A 15,515-nucleotide genomic window follows, 5' to 3' on the forward strand; every position below is an offset into this window, starting at 1 on the left:
CAACCTCGACTAGGCTCAGCAGGTTCAACCTCCGAGCCCCCGCCATGTCCAAAGGCTTGTCCCTGACTTTCCTGCTGTTGCTCAGCCTCACGGCCCAGGCCGAAAACTGGCCCGCCGAGCAATGGCCGACCGCCCCGACGCCGACCGGACCGGCGCTTCAAGCCCTGGAGGCTTACGCCTTTCCATCCCGCGATGACAGCACTCGCCAGGGCATCCGCACCGATGCTTTGTTGGTAATCCGCGACGGCCAGTTGATCTACGAACGCTACGTCGGCCCGACGACGGCCGAGACGCCGCACCTGACCTGGTCGATCAGCAAGAGCCTGATGGCGACGGTCCTCGGTGTGGCCTACGGTGAAGGCTTGTTCAAGCTTGGCGACCCTGTCGCGAAGTTTTATCCGCCCCTGCAAAAACACCCCGACATGACCATGGCCGACCTGCTGCACTGGGCCTCGGGTCTGGATTGGCAGGAAGACTACGAATACGCACCGCTGAAGTCTTCGGTGGTGGCCATGCTCTACACCCGCGGTCACCACGACATGGCCGCGTTCACCGCAGCCCATGATTCATACGCGATGCCGGGCCAGGCATTTCGCTACTCCAGCGGTGACAGCAACCTGTTGTCGGCCGCATTGAAAACCATCGTCGGTCCCAGCCGCTATCCGGACTATCCGTGGATTGCGCTGTTCGAGCCGCTGGGCATTCGCCATGCCGTGTGGGAAACCGATGCCACCGGCACTTTCGTCGCGTCGTCCTATGCCTACCTCACGGCACGGGATCTGGCCCGGATCGGTCTGTTGATGGCCCGCGAGGGGCGCTGGGGCGACAGGCAACTGCTGCCCAAGGACTGGGTGGCGTTCAACCGCGAGCCGTTCGTTCACTATCACACGCACCAGGACGATGCCGTCCCCGGCGGCCAGTGGTGGCTCAATCGGGCCGTTGAGGGCGCGGCACGACCCTGGCCCGATGCTCCCGCCGACACCTTCGCCGCACTGGGGCATTGGGGGCAGGCGATGTATGTGATCCCCAGTGAACAGCTGGTGATCGTGCGCTACGGCGATGACCGCGACGGTACTTACCGGCACAACCAACTGCTCCAGCTCGCACTCAAGGCCTTTGCCGGAAAGGTGCAGCCATGAGCGGTTTCATTCGCCGTCGACCGGTCAGCTCCCTGTTGCTGATCCCGCTGATCGCCTTGCTTGGCTGGATCTGGCACGAGCGGGTGGCGCTGTGGGCGTTCCCCGACATCATCAGCGCCTACACCGCCAAGGAATACTGTTCGTGCCGCTACGTGATGAACAACGACCTCGAGTACTGCCACGGTTATGTGAAACAGTGGCTGCCCGCCAGCGCCTTTGTCGATGATCCGGCCGGCAAGCGTGTCACGGTCAGCGGCATGGGTCGCAGCAACAGTGCGGTGTGGATCGGCGAACGCCAGGGCTGTCGCTTGCAGCCCTGACTGCGATGAAATTGTGAGGCCGGGCGAGGGCTCCCTCGCCACAAAGGCAGGTTTGGAGTAATAGACGGCTTGCAATGCGCTGAAGGCCAGTTAAGGTTCAGCACAGGTTTATCTGCCCTACGAGTCTCTATGTTCAAGCGCTCCACCTTCCAGACCATCACTTTCCTGCTGCTGGCCAGCGCCGCATTGTCGGCCCGTGCCGACTGGTACCTCGACGGCGAGTCTTCGCGCCTGTCGTTTGTCAGCACCAAGAATGCCAATGTTTCCGAAGTGCAGCGCTTCCTGGTGCTGCACGGCAAGGTCGACCCAGAGGGGCTGGCGCAGGTGGAAGTCGAGCTGGAATCGATCAACAGCGGCGTACCGCTGCGCGATGAACGCATGCGTAAGGAGCTGTTCCAGATCGACCGGTTTCCCGACGCCTTGATCACCACGAAAATCGATCTGCGCCCGATCAATGATCTCGCTCCCGGCGCACAGCTGGAATTGCGCCTGCCACTGACCGTCGACCTGCATGGCAAGCAACACGAATACAACGCACAGCTACTGGCGACCCGTCTCGATGACCGGCGCTTTCAGGTGGTGACCCTCGAACCGCTGGTGATCAACGCCGAGGATTTCGATTTGGCTCCCGGCCTGGAGTCGTTGCGCAACCTGGCCGGTCTGTCGGCGATCAGTTTTTCAGTGCCGGTGAGTGCGGTGCTGATTTTCACGGCGCGCTGACATGGCCGGAGCGATTTTTCCGTGGCGTGAAGGCAACCACTTTGAACTGCTGGTCGATGGCCCGCAGTTTTTTCCGCGCATGCTGGTGGCGATTGCCCGGGCTGAAGAACAGGTCGAACTGGAGCTGTATCTGGTGGAGGCGGGCGCCTGCGCCGAAGCCATGGTCCAGGCCTTGGTGCAGGCCGCCGAGCGCGGTGTGCGGGTGCGTTGTCTGTTCGATGATTACGGCAGCCTCGCTTTCACCCTGACCTTGCGCCAGCGGCTGATGTCTGCCGGTGTGGAGCTGCGTTTTTACAATCGCCTGAGCTGGCGACGCTGGGTCGGCAACTTCTACCGCGATCACCGCAAGCTGTTACTGGTGGACCAGAGCCTGGCCGTGGTCGGCGGCACCGGTGTCACTGATGAGTTCTGGACACCGGGCGAAGACGTCAGCGAATGGCATGAAGTGATGGTGGAAATCACCGGTCCGCTGGTGCTCGACTGGCAACTGCTGTTCGATCGTCAGTGGATTGCCAACCGCCATCGACGTGCCTGGCGACCGGCCTCGCATTTCGGTCTGCCGCGCCTGCCACGGGTGCCGTCGATAGGCGAGGGTATGGGCCGGGTGGCCTATGCCGATGCCCGTCAACACCGGGACATTCTGCAGTCGCTGGTGCGCGCCCTGAACAGCGGTCAGCGACGGATCTGGCTGGCCACGCCGTACTTTTTGCCGACCTGGAAAGTCCGCCGCTCCCTGCGCCGGGCAGCTGCCCGGGGCGTTGATGTGCGGTTGCTGCTGACCGGGCCCCGAACCGATCACCCGTCCGTGCGCTATGCCGGCCATCGCTACTACCCGCGACTGCTCAGGGCCGGCGTGACGATTTACGAATACCAGCCGTGTTTCCTGCACTTGAAAATGGTCCTGATCGATGACTGGGTGAGCATCGGCTCGTGCAATTTCGATCACTGGAACCTGCGCTTCAATCTGGAAGCCAACCTGGAAGCGCTGGACCCCGGATTGACCCGAGCGGTAGCCGCGAGTTTCGAACGGGACTTCGGGTTGAGTGAGCAAGTCAGTCTGGAAGAGTGGAAGCGTCGGCCACTGTGGCGGCGGATCAAGCAGCGGGTGTGGGGATGGGTGGATCGGGTGGTGGTGAATCTGCTGGATCGACGGGGTTGAACGGGATTTTTCAAACACCCTGAAACCACCGTAGGAGCGAGCCTGCTCGCGATGAGGCCATAACATTCAACATCATTGTTGACTGTCAGGCCGCCATCGCGAGCAGGCTCGCTCCTACAAGTTTTTGCGTTGTTTCAGGTATTACAGCAACTCAAAACTCTGCTGCGTCACGTCCTCTGAATCCAGGCCGATCTGTACGTTGAACTTGCCCGGTTCCGCCGCGTACTTGAGCTGGGTGTTGTAGAACTTCAGGTCGTCCTCGGTGATGGTGAAGTGCACGACTTTCTGTTCGCCGGCCTTGATCATCACTTTCTGGAAGTTCTTCAGTTCCTTGATCGGGCGGATCATCGAGCCTGCCACGTCCTGGATGTACAACTGCACCACGGTTTCGCCGTCGCGCTTGCCGGTGTTTTTCACCGTGACGCTGGCGTCGAGCTTGCCGGTCTTGTTCAGAGTGGTCGACGACAGGGCCATGTCGCTCAGGCTGAACTCGGTGTAGCTCAGGCCGTAACCGAACGGATACAGGGGACCGGTGGTGTCATCGAAGTACTGCGAGGTGTAGTTGCCCGGCTTGCCCGGAGTGAACGGCCGGCCAATGGTCAGGTGGTTGTAGTAGGTCGGAATCTGGCCGACCGAACGCGGGATGCTGATCGGTAGTTTGCCCGACGGGTTGTAGTCGCCGAACAGCACATCGGCGATGGCGTTGCCGCCCTCGGTGCCGGTGAACCAGGTTTCCAGGATCGCGTCGGCCTGTTCTTTCTCTTCGAGGATCGTCAGCGGACGGCCGTTCATCAACACCAGTACCAGCGGTTTGCCGGTGGCTTTCAAGGCTCGGATCAGCTCGCGCTGGTTTTCCGGGATGTTCAGGTCGGTGCGGCTCGACGATTCGTGGGACATGCCACGGGATTCACCGACGGCGGCAACGACCACATCGGCATCCTTGGCCGCTTTCACCGCTTCGTCGATCAGCACCTTCGCCGGGCGCGGGTCATCCACCACTTCCGGGGCGTCGAAGTTGAGGAAGTTCAGGTAGCCGAGGATTTTCGGGTCGCTGGTGATGTTGGCGCCACGGGCGTAGATCAGTGTCGATTTGCCGCCCAGCGCGTTGGTCATGCCGTCGAACAGGGTCACCGACTGGGCTGGCTTACCGGCGGCAGCCCAACTGCCCATCATGTCGATGGGCGCCTTGGCCAGCGGACCGACCAGGGCGATTTTCGCGGTTTTCTTCAGTGGCAGGGTTTCGTTGCGGTTTTTCAGCAGCACCTGGCTGCGGCGTGCCACATCACGGGCCTCGGCGCGATGCAGGCGACTGTCGGCGTAGGTGTCGACCGGATCATCCTCGGCCTTGCCGATGCGCAGGTACGGGTCCTTGAACAGGCCCATGTCGTACTTGGCGCCGAGCACCGCACGCACGGCATTGTCGATGTCGCTCTGCTGGATATCGCCGGACTTCAGCAGCCCTGGCAGCTCTTTGCCGTACAGGGTGTCGTTCATGCTCATGTGGATACCGGCCTTGATCGCCAGCTTCGCCGCTTCGCGACCGTCGGCGGCAACGCCGTGCTTGATCAGCTCGAAAATCGCTCCGTGGTCGCTGACCGCCAGGCCCTTGAAGCCCCACTCCTTGCGCAGCAGGTCATTCATCAGCCAGGTGTTGGCAGTGGCGGGCACGCCGTTGATCGAGTTCAGCGCAACCATCACGCCGCCCGCGCCGGCCTCAATCGCCGCGTGGTAGGGCGGCAGGTAGTCCTGGTACATCTTGACCGGGCTCATGTCGACCACGTTGTAGTCGCGGCCACCCTCGACCGCGCCGTACAGGGCGAAGTGCTTGACGCTGGCCATGATGCTGTCGGCCGCGTTCGCGCCTGTGCCCTGGAACGCCTTGACCATCACGCCGGCAATGCGCGACACCAGGTAGGTGTCTTCGCCGAAGCCTTCGGAGGTACGGCCCCAGCGCGGATCGCGGGAGATGTCGACCATCGGCGCGAAGGTGATGTCGAGGCTGTCAGCCGCGGCTTCCTTGGCGGCAATGCGCCCGGACAGGCCGATGGCGTCCATGTCCCAGCTCGAGGCCAGGGCCAGCGGGATCGGGAAAATGGTGCGGTGGCCGTGGATCACGTCGTAGGCGAAGAACATCGGGATCTTCAGGCGGCTGCGCATGGCCGCGTCCTGCATCGGGCGGTTTTCCGGGCGGGTGATCGAGTTGAACGTACCGCCGATGTTGCCGGCCGCGATCTCCTTGCGGATCATTTCGCGCGGCATTTCCGGGCCGATGCTGATCAGGCGCAGCTGGCCGATTTTTTCATCGAGGGTCATTTGCTTCATCAGGTTGCTGACGAAGGCTTCCTTGTTCTCCAGGGGTGCGGGCGTCGTGGCGGCCAATACGTTATGACTGGCCAGGCTGACGAACAGGCCCAGCAAACACAGCTTCTTCATGAATAGTTTTCTCAAGGGCCCAAACGGCGATGTACACGCCGGCCAGCCAAAATTTAGGGAGCGTCTATTGTTGTTCGGGTGCCGGCTCAAAAGACCAGAGCCAAAAAACCACAGCCAGATGGCGGATGCGTTTTCGCGCAGGGCCTCTTTTTAGCCCATCGGCCCGCTGCAATCCAGAGGCGCGGGCGATTATGCCCCAAGAGCCGGCCCAGAAGGTTTCGCGGTCGGTTTTTTCATGAAATGTACAAGGGAGCATCATCCTGATGAATGTAAGTCCAACCTACCGTTCGCGTTTGCAGGTCGTCACGCTGCTGATGCTGGCCTCGTTGCTGACCGCCTGCGGCATCAACAACATCCCCACCCTCGACGAGCAGGCCAAGGCCGCCTGGGGCCAGGTGCAGAACCAGTATCAGCGGCGCGCCGACCTGATTCCCAACCTGGTGGAAACCGTCAAGGGCTATGCGGCCCACGAGCAGGAAACCCTGACCGCCGTCATCGAGGCCCGGGCCAAGGCTACGTCGATCCAGGTGGATGCCTCGACCCTCGACAACCCGGAAAAGCTCAAGCAGTACCAACAGGCCCAGGACCAGCTCAGCGGCGCATTGAGCCGTTTGATGGTGGTTTCCGAGCGTTACCCGGATCTCAAGGCCAACCAGAATTTCCTCGCCTTGCAATCGCAGCTTGAAGGCACTGAGAACCGCATCAGCGTGGCCCGGCGCGATTTCATCCTCGCGGTGCAGAAATACAACACCGAGATCCGCACGTTCCCCGGTCGCCTGTGGCACACCGTGATGTACAGCGACCTGCCGATGCGCGAGACCTTCGAAGCCACGCCGGGTTCGGAAAAGGCCCCCGAGGTCAAGTTCTGAACAGCGGTAATCGGCGTCGCCATACAAGAGGTTGCCCATGCGCGTCCTGAAAACAGGCCTGTTGCTGTTGTTGTGGGTGGTGACGATCGCTGCCCGGGCCGAGCTGAACTTTCCGGCGCTGACCGGGCGGGTGGTCGACAACGCGCAGATGATCGAGCCATCGGTGCGCCAACAGCTCACCCAACAACTTCAGGCCCATGAACAAGCCACCGGCGAACAGCTTGTGGTCGTGACTTTGCCGGATTTGCAAGGTGCCGACATCGCCGACTTCGGTTACCAACTCGGCCGCCACTGGGGCATTGGGCAGAAGGACAAGAACAACGGCGCCTTGCTGATCATCGCCCGGGACGAGCGCCGGCTGCGCATCGAAGTCGGCTATGGTCTGGAGGATCGACTGACCGATGCCCAGAGTTCGGTGATCATCAATCAGGTCATCACCCCGTCATTCAAGACCGGCAACTTCAGTAAGGGAATCAGTGACGGTGTGGCGGCGATGCTGGTGGTGCTGGGCGGCAATCCCCTGGACGAACCCTCCACGGCGTATGAATCCAGAGGCGATCCGGGGGACGATTTCATCGCACGGCATCCCGGTTTGTTCGTGTTTTTGGTGATGTTGCTCATCCTGGCTGTTTTTGTGTGCCAGATGCTCGGTATCCTCCCTGCTGGCCGGGGCGGTTCCGGTGGATCCGGGGGTGGATTTGGCGGTGGTGGATTTGGCGGCGGCGGTGGAGGGGGAGGCTTCAGCGGCGGCGGGGGCAGTTTCGGCGGGGGCGGTTCATCCGGCGGCTGGTGATAATAAAAACGAGCAGGCACTTCACGACATGGCATTACTGACTGAACACGAACAACGCAAGGTGGCCGAGGCCATTGCCCGGGTCGAGCGCGACACCGACGCGGAGCTGGTGACCGTGCTCGCGGCCCGCGCCGACGACTATGCGTACATCCCGCTGCTGTGGGCCAGTCTGCTGGCGCTGCTGGTACCGGGCATCGTGCATTACTTCACCGGTTGGCTGACCCTGCACAGCCTGCTGCTGGTGCAGTGGGCCATCTTCATCGTGCTGTGCCTGGTGTTCCGCCTGCCGAAAGTCACCACCCATCTGGTCCCGCGCTCGGTGCGCCACTGGCGCGCCTCGAACCTGGCGCGCCGGCAGTTCCTGGAGCAGAACCTGCACCACACCGAGGGCAGCACCGGCATGCTGATTTTCGTTTCCGAGGCCGAGCGTTACGTGGAGATCCTGGTGGATGAGGGGATTTCCAGTCGCCTGGACAACAAGAACTGGGACGCGATCGTCGCGACGTTCACCCGGCAGGTTAAGCAGGGGCAGACGCTGCAGGGCTTTGTCAGTTGCGTCGAGGCCTGTGGCGAGTTGCTCAAGGTGCATGTGCCGGTGACCCATGTGCGCAATGAGCTGCCGAATCGTCTGGTGGTGCTGGGGTAAGCCTGGGCTTCACCAGCTTTTGTAGTACGCCGCGACACAGTTCCCGAGCGTTGTCCGCCGGGGAGCTTGTCTTCAACATCTCTCACATGGTGCACGCCCTGCGATGGGCGTTCTGTGTAGAGGGAGTTCTTATGAAAACGCAACAATCGCTGGACATCTCGGTGGAGGATGCCCCCAGTCGCGCAATGTACGCTCCGCCAGTGCAACTGACAGCGAAAGAGACGCAAGCCCTGGAGTGGTGCCTCAAAGGCAAAACGTCCTGGGAAATCGCCAGGATTCAGAGTTGCTCGGAATCCACTATCAACTTCCATTTCTCCAATATCCGCCGCAAGTTCGCCGTCGGTTCTCGCAACGCTGCCGTATTCAAGGCGCTGAAGTCGGGAGCCATTTCTGTTGAGCCATTGCAGTCGCGAGATATCCATGAGCCTGACTGATTCGACTTACAACAGTATCAGCGGGCTCATGGTGGGGTTGGGTATTGCGACGTTGCCGGTTATCGATGGAGAAGTCCTGTTCGGGGCAACGCTTGGCGCGTGGCTGGTCACGACCACTCGCGCCAACTTCAAGGCCTGGCAACGCATCGGCTCCTGGCTGTTGTCGGCGGGTGTCGGTTACCTGTTTGCCCCGGTCGCCCAGCCATTGGCGCCTTTTCTGACAGCCGGTGTGACGGCCTTCCTGTGCGCGTTGCTGGTCATTCCCCTCAGCATCAAGCTCATGCAATGGATCGATGGCGCCGGCCTCGGGGACATCCTTCGTCATCTCAGAGGGCGAGGGCAATGACCTTTGAGATGGCGGCTCTGGTGTGGGTGACGGGCGTGGCTCACCTGATCAGTGCGTTCAGGCTGGCGTGTTACCAGCGCGACGAGCAGCGCTACAACTGGCGAGACAGGATATTGATCAACTTGTGTGGCGCAGTGTTCTATATCGCCGGCATCGATATATTGCTGACATTCCTGCCGGTGAGCCCATGGCATGCAGCGGTGAGTGTTTTTTCATGCGTAATGATTGTTCGCAGTAGTGGCAACATTATTGTTTTGTGGCATGCCTTCAAGCATTGAAACGTCGGGCTTCAAGTCAGGTTTTGTTCGAATGTCCAAGTGTTGCCAGGATAGCGGCCATTTCCGAAAGTTGCGTTTCCAGATCCCGCAGGCGTCGCTTTTCTTCCAATGCGTTTTGTATTGCGCGGCGGTCATCCTCATCAAGCAATCGCCACAGCGAAAGGATGGTGCTTTCCTGCGTTGTTGCGGTTTGCGCAACATTTGCAGGGGTGTTTAGAGGCGTTTGCCGCAGCATCGGCCCCTCGCCCAGCAGCAACCAGTCAAGGGAGATGCCGCGAGTCTGCGCGATTTCTACGCATAATGAGTATGGCGTGCTGTCGCGGCCTTTCCAGCTACTGAGTGTCTGCGGGCTGATCTGTAGCGCAGAAGACAGGGAAGCGTCAGTTTTTGTGCCCGTAATTTGTTTCAGACGAGCCAAAACAGCTTGTGATTTTTTGCTACGCAATTTGAGCCTCTTCCTTTTGACATATGCTTTTTGAGTGCTTAACGTATGCGTAATGAGTACTTTTTTTCTTGTAAGTAATCAATCATCAACTATGAATCAGAAGAATACGATGTCGAAACTTCCTAATGGTATCAGGGTGATTTCCTACGAGCTTGGCTCGTATCTATTACGTGTCCGCCGGTTGCACTTCCTTTTGTCTGGCGGACGTTATTTGCAGCACCCGTCTTTCACGAATTGTGTTTCAAGCAGTATTGCGTTTGATCAATTCGATTACCACCGGATGGCGCTAGGGAAGCACGTATGAGTACTTACAAGATGGTGTGCCCGCACTGCTTGAGCAGGATGCGCATACGTACCAGCGAAGGGCGGCATATTTTCCTGCGGGTGGCGTACTTGCAATGTACGTCGGAGGCCTGTGGCTGGTCGGTAAGGGCCGAGTTCGAAATGACCCACGAGCTTTCCCCCAGTGGCATGCCCAATCCGGCCGTGCACCTGCCATGCGCCGGACCTGACTTGCGTCGCGCCGCGCGGCCTGTCGCCGAAAGCGCCCCGGCGACGCAAGTGCAACAGGAGTCTTGAGCATGAAGGAGGTTGATGAACAGGCCCATTTGAATGAGGAGCTATTGGCCATAGCGCAGACGTTTCTGGCCCGTCATGAGGGCGAGGGTGTGATTGATGATCAAGTGCTGTTCTGCCGCGCGGTTAGGCATTTGCAGAGTCTGGATATGCCGATGCACCAAGCGGAGCGGCTGGTCAGCCACGCCTACGGATTGCTCAAGTCCAGCAACGATCGCCGGCGTCTGGATCTGGACGCAAGTTCCGAAACTGTCGCCGTGGTCACTGATCCGGCCAACGGTCTGACGTGGGCGGTGCCGGTAGGGTTGATCGTCAAGTTCGTCATTAACTCGCCGACCAATCGCAAACTTCGGCTGGTGGAGCCCTGAGGTAGCGACGGTTGGATTCAGGTCCCGATCGGCGGGAACGGGACCTGGCGCAAAATTACCCCGTGCCCAAAACCCTCGTCCCCCCTAAAATACCCGGCATCCCCCGATTCGTATTGCCGAGGCCGTTTTTCCATGTCCGTCACCGCCACTCCCGCCAGCCTCGCGCCGGATCATCACGCCCAGTTCATCGACCTGCTGCAAACCAGCCTCGAGCACAACGCGTTCATCAAACTGGTGCTGGCCAAGTACGTGGGTGATGAAACGGACCTGCAGCGGATCATCATCAAGCCGGTGACGGTCAAGGCACAGCCTTGCCTGTCTTTTGTCTACCGCTACAAGACCCGCGATATCACCAAGAACCTGCCGCTGGCCGAAGGCGTGGCGAGCATTGCCGGGTTGCTGCCAGCGTCGTTCAAAAATGCGCATTTGTTGTCGTTGACCGACGAAGCCCAGCTCGAATACAGCAAAAAGGGCAAGTCATCGCTGTTCAAGAGCCAACCTCAGCAATTGCGCGAAGTGCCTTCGGCCGAGCACAACCGTGAGAAAAACCGTTTTCTTGACCTGAGCCGGCCGTTTCTCGCCGACCTGGGGGTGACCAACAAGCAGCATGAGCTGATCCCGGCGATGTCGCGCAAGTGGAAGCAGATCAACAAGTTCATCGAAGTGTTCAGCCACGCGCTGACCTCGTCGCCCCTGGCGCTGGACAAACCGGTGCGGGTGGCGGACTTCGGATCGGGCAAGGGCTACCTGACTTTCGCCATCCACGATTACCTGTGCAACACCTTGAAGGCCGAAGGCGAGGTGACCGGCGTCGAACTGCGTGAAGACATGGTCACCCTGTGCAACACCGCGGCCGCCAGGCTTGAACACCCCGGCCTGGTGTTCAAGTGCGGTGACGTGCGCAGCGTGGCGCCGAGCGAGCTGGACGTGATGATCGCCCTGCATGCCTGCGATATCGCCACCGACTATGCGATCCACACCGGCATCCGTTCCGGCGCTTCGATCATCATGTGCTCGCCGTGCTGCCACAAACAGATCCGCCTGCAAATCCAGAGCCCGGCGCTGCTCAAGCCGATGCTGCAATACGGCTTGCACCTGGGCCAGCAGGCGGAGATGGTCACCGACAGTTTGCGCGCGTTGTTCCTTGAGGCCTGCGGCTACGAGACCAAGGTGTTCGAGTTCATCTCACTGGACCACACCAACAAGAACAAGATGATCCTGGCAGTCAAGCGCGCCGAGCCGGTGGACCCGACCCGGTTGCTGGCGAAGATTCAGGAACTGAAGGATTTCTATCACATCAGCGAGCATTGCCTGGAAACCCTGCTGCGCGCTGACGGCTTTCTCTAACCCCTGTGGGAGCGAGCTTGCTCGCGATTGCGGACTGACATTCAACACCTATGTTGGATGTGACGACCCCTTCGCGAGCAAGCTCGCTCCCACAGGATTGGATTTGACCGCTGTCTTGCGTCCCAGCATCACTGTCACGATCACCCCGCCAGCAAACAGCCAGGTAATCGGCTCCACATGTTCACCGAAGAACAGCGCCGAGAAGGCGATGGTGAAGAAAATCTGCAGCAACTGGATTTGACTGACCCGGGCAATGCCCCCCATGGCCAGCCCGGCGTACCAGGCGAAGAAGCCGATGAATTGCGAAAACAGCGAGACATAACCGAAGGCCCACCAGGTCTTGGCGGAAATCTCGCCCTGATGTTGCAGTGCCAGATATACCACCGGCCCGATCAGCAGCGGCGTCGACAGCACCAGCGCCCAGCAGATCACCTGCCAACCGCCCATTTCCCTGGCCAGTCGGCCTCCCTCGGCGTAGCCCAGTCCGCCCACTGCAATGGCGCCAAGCATCAGCAAGTCACCGACCTGAATGCTGCCGGCACCGCTGATCAGTGCATAACCGAGCACCAGCGCGCTGCCCAATGCGGCGCAGGCCCAGAAGGCTTTCGACGGCCGCTCATGGGACAGCCACGCGGCATACAGCGCCACGCACAGCGGCTGCAAACCGTTGACCAGCGCACCGTGGGACGCCGGCAAGGTTTGCATGGCCCAGGCCGACAACACCGGGAAACCGAGGATCACCCCGGCCATCACCAACGTCAGGCCTTTGACTTGTTTCCAGGTCGGCCATTTTTCCCGGTGCCACAGCAACAGCAACGCCGCCGGAACCGCCGCAAACAGTGCCCGGCCCAGGCCGTTGAGCAGCGGGTGCAGTTCCTGCACGACGATCCGCGTGAAGGGCAGGGTAAGGCTGAAAATCACAACGCCGAGCAGGCCCAGGGCCATGCCGGTGTTTTCGCGCGAGGACATGATGGCAACCAGAATATTGGGAAATGGGATAGGGCTTCATATAGCCATAAACCGTGGGTTTCCCGCTGTTACAGCTAGGCGCAGAGTTATCCGTACAGTTTGCGGGCCACTTCGCGAGCAGGCTCGCTCCCACAGGGATTGTGTCGTCCTTGTGCGAGCCTGCTCGCGAAGAACGATTACACAGTAGTAGCTGGTTATTACCCACTCCCGCGGAATCGGACTAACTTGAATACTCCTGCAAGCCCACTTCCAGAGGAGTCCTCCCCATGGCGGCAAAAAAAATTCTGATGCTGGTCGGTGATTACGTCGAAGACTATGAAGTGATGGTGCCGTTCCAGGCGTTGCTGATGGTCGGCCACACGGTGCACGCCGTTTGCCCGGACAAAGCCGCCGGCCAGACCGTGCGCACGGCGATCCATGACTTTGAAGGCGACCAGACCTACAGTGAAAAACCCGGTCACCTGTTTGCCCTGAACTTCGATTTCGCCAAGGTCAACGCCGCCGATTATGACGCGGTGCTGATTCCGGGCGGCCGCGCGCCGGAGTACCTGCGCCTGAACGAAAAAGTCCTGGAACTGGTGCGCGCATTCGACAAGGCCGGCAAGCCGATCGCTGCCGTGTGCCACGGCGCGCAGTTGCTGGCGGCAGCGGGTGTTCTCGAAGGTCGCGAATGCAGCGCTTATCCGGCCTGCGCTCCGGAAGTGCGACTGGCGGGCGGTACCTATATCGATATTCCGGTGACGGACGGCCATGTCCAGGGCAATCTGGCCACGGCGCCGGCCTGGCCTGCACACCCGAACTGGCTGGCCGGTTTCCTGGGGTTGCTGGGCACCAAAATCACGCTGTAACGAGGGCCATGTCCATGTGCGAGCTGTATGTCAAAGCCGACCCGATACTCTACGAATCGCGCTCCCGCTCGCTGCGCATCTGCGGGGTGGTCACCACCCTGCGGCTGGAGAATCAGTTCTGGGACATCCTCAGTGAAATCGCCGAGGTCGATGGCATGACCACCAATCAGTTGATCGCCAAGCTGTATGAAGAGGTGATGGACTACCGCGGCGAGGTGGTCAATTTCGCTTCGTTCCTGAGGGTGAGTTGTACGCGGTATCTGAGCCAGCGGCGCACGTCGGCGCCGGAGTTGTCGGTGGTGCGGGCTGCGGCGAAGTAAGGAAGATCGTGTCGACTCCATCGTCGGAACGCCGCCCGGAGCAGGCTCGCTCCCACAATGATCTGGTGTACACAAATCTACTGTGGGAGCGAGCTTGCTCGCGATGGCGATGGTGCAGGCGACAGAAATCCCGGCTTGGTCTTTACTGTGAAGCGCGCAACCTCTCAATCGCCAAGGAGAAAGAGCATGTCCGGATGGTATGAAGTGAGCAAAAGCAGCAGTGGCCAGTTCAGGTTTGTCCTCAAGGCGGCCAACGCCGAGACCATTCTGACCAGCGAGCTGTACACCACCCACGCCGCCGCCGACAAAGGCATCGCCTCGGTCCAGGCCAACAGCCAGCTGGATGAGCGTTACGAGAAGAAAACCACCAAGGATGGCCACCCGTATTTCAACCTCAAGGCGGGCAACCACGAGATCATCGGCAGCAGCGAAGCCTATTCCTCTGATGCCGCCATGGAGAAAGGAATTGCCAGCGTGAAGGCCAACGGCTCGTCCAAGGTGGTCAAGGACAAGACGTTGCCGGTGCTTTGAATCACTGTTTCAACTTCACTGAGTATCCCTGTGGGAGCGAGCAAGCTCGCTCCCACAGTGGTTTTATGTACGGCTGAAGATCAGCGCAGGGTCTTCAACAGATCTTGCAACTGAGCACAACCCACCTCGCTCAACGCAAACACCGGCAGCCGCGGATCCCCCGCCTCCAGCCCCGTCGCCCGCAAGCCCGCCTTGATCGTCGCCGGCAAGCCACCCTTGAGTATGAAATCCAGCAGCGGCAACTGGCGATAGAACAGCTCGCGTGCCTTGCGCAAATCGTTGGCCAGCACCGCTTCGTACAAGTCCAGGTTGAGCTGCGGGATCAGGTTCGGCGCAGCGGTGCACCAGCCTTTTGCGCCAGCGGCAAAGGCTTCCAGGGCCAACGGGTTGCAGCCGTTGTAGAACGGCACCTGGCCTTCGCCGAGGCGTTGCAGTTGGTGCATGCGCTGGATGTCGCCGGTGCTCTCCTTGACCATGGTCACGTTTTCCACGGCCTTGACGATACGCAGGATCAAGTCCACCGACATGTCGGTGCCGCTGGTGGCCGGGTTGTTGTAGAGCATGATCGGTACGCCGATGCTGTCGCCGATGGCGCGGTAATGGGCGAGGATTTCCGCTTCGCTGAGTTTCCAGTAGGACGTCGGCAGCACCATCACCACATCGGCGCCATGGGCTTCGGCGAAACGCGCGCGACGCACCGCTTTAGCGGTGGTCAGGTCGGACACGCTGACGACGGTCGGCACGCGTTTGGCCACGTGCCTGATGCTGAACTCGCTGACCTGATCCCACTCCGCGTCGCTCAGGTAGGCACCTTCACCGGTGCTGCCCAGCGGGGCGATGGCGTGCACGCCGCCCTCGATCAGTCGATCGATGGAGCGCCCGAGGGCGTCCAGGTCGATGTCTTCGCCATTGGCGGTAAAAGGCGTGATGGTGTAGCCGATGATGCCGTGAATGTTTGCGGTGGACATGGCGTC

20 protein-coding genes are annotated in these 15,515 nt (G+C 60.4%); 16 read left to right on the plus strand and 4 right to left on the minus strand.

The window, feature by feature from the left end:
• The first annotated feature begins 44 nt into the window (after positions 1 to 44).
• From ACM6J5_RS20000 to ACM6J5_RS20015, 4 genes are all read left to right on the plus strand, one after another.
• Positions 45 to 1,139 (plus strand): serine hydrolase domain-containing protein, encoded by a 1,095-nt coding sequence (locus ACM6J5_RS20000; protein ID WP_150673105.1) that lies wholly within the window; start codon positions 45 to 47, stop codon positions 1,137 to 1,139.
• Positions 1,136 to 1,459, plus strand: coding sequence for an amidase (locus ACM6J5_RS20005; RefSeq protein ID WP_095945417.1), 324 nt, complete (start codon positions 1,136 to 1,138; stop codon positions 1,457 to 1,459). The genes ACM6J5_RS20000 and ACM6J5_RS20005 overlap by 4 nt, the downstream gene beginning before the upstream one ends.
• Positions 1,460 to 1,588: 129 nt before the next feature.
• Positions 1,589 to 2,179 (plus strand): YceI family protein, encoded by a 591-nt coding sequence (locus ACM6J5_RS20010; protein ID WP_414929198.1) that lies wholly within the window; start codon positions 1,589 to 1,591, stop codon positions 2,177 to 2,179.
• Between the two features lies 1 nt (position 2,180).
• Complete coding sequence (locus ACM6J5_RS20015; protein ID WP_095945419.1) at positions 2,181 to 3,338, plus strand: phospholipase D-like domain-containing protein; 1,158 nt, start codon at positions 2,181 to 2,183, stop codon at positions 3,336 to 3,338.
• Between the two features lie 141 nt (positions 3,339 to 3,479).
• On the opposite strand, the gene bglX is transcribed toward ACM6J5_RS20015, so the two are convergent.
• Complete coding sequence (gene bglX, locus ACM6J5_RS20020; protein WP_095945420.1) at positions 3,480 to 5,771, minus strand: beta-glucosidase BglX; 2,292 nt, start codon at positions 5,769 to 5,771, stop codon at positions 3,480 to 3,482.
• A gap of 263 nt (positions 5,772 to 6,034) precedes the next feature.
• On the opposite strand from bglX, the gene ACM6J5_RS20025 reads away from it, so the two are divergent.
• The 6 genes from ACM6J5_RS20025 (at position 6,035) to ACM6J5_RS20050 (ending at position 9,137) form a co-directional block, all read left to right on the plus strand.
• Complete coding sequence (locus ACM6J5_RS20025; protein ID WP_095945421.1) at positions 6,035 to 6,640, plus strand: LemA family protein; 606 nt, start codon at positions 6,035 to 6,037, stop codon at positions 6,638 to 6,640.
• A 37-nt stretch (positions 6,641 to 6,677) separates the two neighbouring features.
• Positions 6,678 to 7,433 (plus strand): TPM domain-containing protein, encoded by a 756-nt coding sequence (locus ACM6J5_RS20030; protein WP_414929199.1) that lies wholly within the window; start codon positions 6,678 to 6,680, stop codon positions 7,431 to 7,433.
• Positions 7,434 to 7,461: 28 nt separating this feature from the next.
• Entirely contained in the window at positions 7,462 to 8,079 is a 618-nt protein-coding gene (locus tag ACM6J5_RS20035; RefSeq protein ID WP_095945155.1) for a TPM domain-containing protein, read from the plus strand.
• A gap of 131 nt (positions 8,080 to 8,210) precedes the next feature.
• Positions 8,211 to 8,513 carry a helix-turn-helix domain-containing protein gene (locus ACM6J5_RS20040; protein WP_095945154.1) on the plus strand — a complete coding sequence of 101 codons (303 nt, stop codon included), beginning with the start codon at positions 8,211 to 8,213 and terminating at the stop codon, positions 8,511 to 8,513.
• Positions 8,500 to 8,859 (plus strand): putative holin, encoded by a 360-nt coding sequence (locus tag ACM6J5_RS20045; protein ID WP_095945153.1) that lies wholly within the window; start codon positions 8,500 to 8,502, stop codon positions 8,857 to 8,859. Before ACM6J5_RS20040 ends, ACM6J5_RS20045 begins: the two co-directional genes overlap by 14 nt.
• Positions 8,856 to 9,137, plus strand: a complete 282-nt coding sequence (locus ACM6J5_RS20050; protein WP_095945152.1) for a phage holin family protein — start codon at positions 8,856 to 8,858, stop codon at positions 9,135 to 9,137. The genes ACM6J5_RS20045 and ACM6J5_RS20050 overlap by 4 nt, the downstream gene beginning before the upstream one ends.
• 16 nt (positions 9,138 to 9,153) lie before the next feature.
• Here the strand turns inward: ACM6J5_RS20050 and ACM6J5_RS20055 are convergent, their stop codons facing one another.
• Positions 9,154 to 9,582 (minus strand): helix-turn-helix domain-containing protein, encoded by a 429-nt coding sequence (locus ACM6J5_RS20055; RefSeq protein ID WP_095945151.1) that lies wholly within the window; start codon positions 9,580 to 9,582, stop codon positions 9,154 to 9,156.
• A 300-nt stretch (positions 9,583 to 9,882) separates the two neighbouring features.
• Here ACM6J5_RS20055 and ACM6J5_RS20060 point away from each other — a divergent pair, with 300 nt between their 5' ends.
• From ACM6J5_RS20060 to ACM6J5_RS20070, 3 genes are all read left to right on the plus strand, one after another.
• Positions 9,883 to 10,161, plus strand: coding sequence for an ogr/Delta-like zinc finger family protein (locus ACM6J5_RS20060; protein WP_095945150.1), 279 nt, complete (start codon positions 9,883 to 9,885; stop codon positions 10,159 to 10,161).
• Between the two features lie 2 nt (positions 10,162 to 10,163).
• On the plus strand, positions 10,164 to 10,526 hold the full coding sequence (locus tag ACM6J5_RS20065) for a hypothetical protein (protein WP_095945149.1): 363 nt from the start codon (positions 10,164 to 10,166) through the stop codon (positions 10,524 to 10,526).
• Between the two features lie 132 nt (positions 10,527 to 10,658).
• Entirely contained in the window at positions 10,659 to 11,873 is a 1,215-nt protein-coding gene (locus ACM6J5_RS20070) for a class I SAM-dependent methyltransferase (protein WP_095945148.1), read from the plus strand.
• A 48-nt stretch (positions 11,874 to 11,921) separates the two neighbouring features.
• Here ACM6J5_RS20070 and ACM6J5_RS20075 read toward each other — a convergent pair whose 3' ends face one another.
• Complete coding sequence (locus ACM6J5_RS20075; protein WP_150673101.1) at positions 11,922 to 12,842, minus strand: DMT family transporter; 921 nt, start codon at positions 12,840 to 12,842, stop codon at positions 11,922 to 11,924.
• Positions 12,843 to 13,108: 266 nt separating this feature from the next.
• Here ACM6J5_RS20075 and ACM6J5_RS20080 point away from each other — a divergent pair, with 266 nt between their 5' ends.
• From ACM6J5_RS20080 to ACM6J5_RS20090, 3 genes are all read left to right on the plus strand, one after another.
• Positions 13,109 to 13,690: a DJ-1/PfpI family protein gene (locus tag ACM6J5_RS20080; RefSeq protein WP_008051822.1), complete on the plus strand. Its 582-nt coding sequence runs from the start codon at positions 13,109 to 13,111 to the stop codon at positions 13,688 to 13,690.
• 14 nt (positions 13,691 to 13,704) lie between these two features.
• Positions 13,705 to 14,010: a ribbon-helix-helix domain-containing protein gene (locus tag ACM6J5_RS20085; RefSeq protein ID WP_095945146.1), complete on the plus strand. Its 306-nt coding sequence runs from the start codon at positions 13,705 to 13,707 to the stop codon at positions 14,008 to 14,010.
• A 186-nt stretch (positions 14,011 to 14,196) separates the two neighbouring features.
• Positions 14,197 to 14,541 carry a YegP family protein gene (locus ACM6J5_RS20090; RefSeq protein ID WP_150673100.1) on the plus strand — a complete coding sequence of 115 codons (345 nt, stop codon included), beginning with the start codon at positions 14,197 to 14,199 and terminating at the stop codon, positions 14,539 to 14,541.
• Positions 14,542 to 14,621: 80 nt separating this feature from the next.
• On the opposite strand, the gene ACM6J5_RS20095 is transcribed toward ACM6J5_RS20090, so the two are convergent.
• Complete coding sequence (locus ACM6J5_RS20095; protein WP_414929200.1) at positions 14,622 to 15,509, minus strand: dihydrodipicolinate synthase family protein; 888 nt, start codon at positions 15,507 to 15,509, stop codon at positions 14,622 to 14,624.
• Between the last annotated feature and the right edge of the window lie 6 nt (positions 15,510 to 15,515).

It is taken from the genome of Pseudomonas sp. IT-P74, assembly GCF_949768175.1.
Lineage (GTDB): Bacteria > Pseudomonadota > Gammaproteobacteria > Pseudomonadales > Pseudomonadaceae > Aquipseudomonas.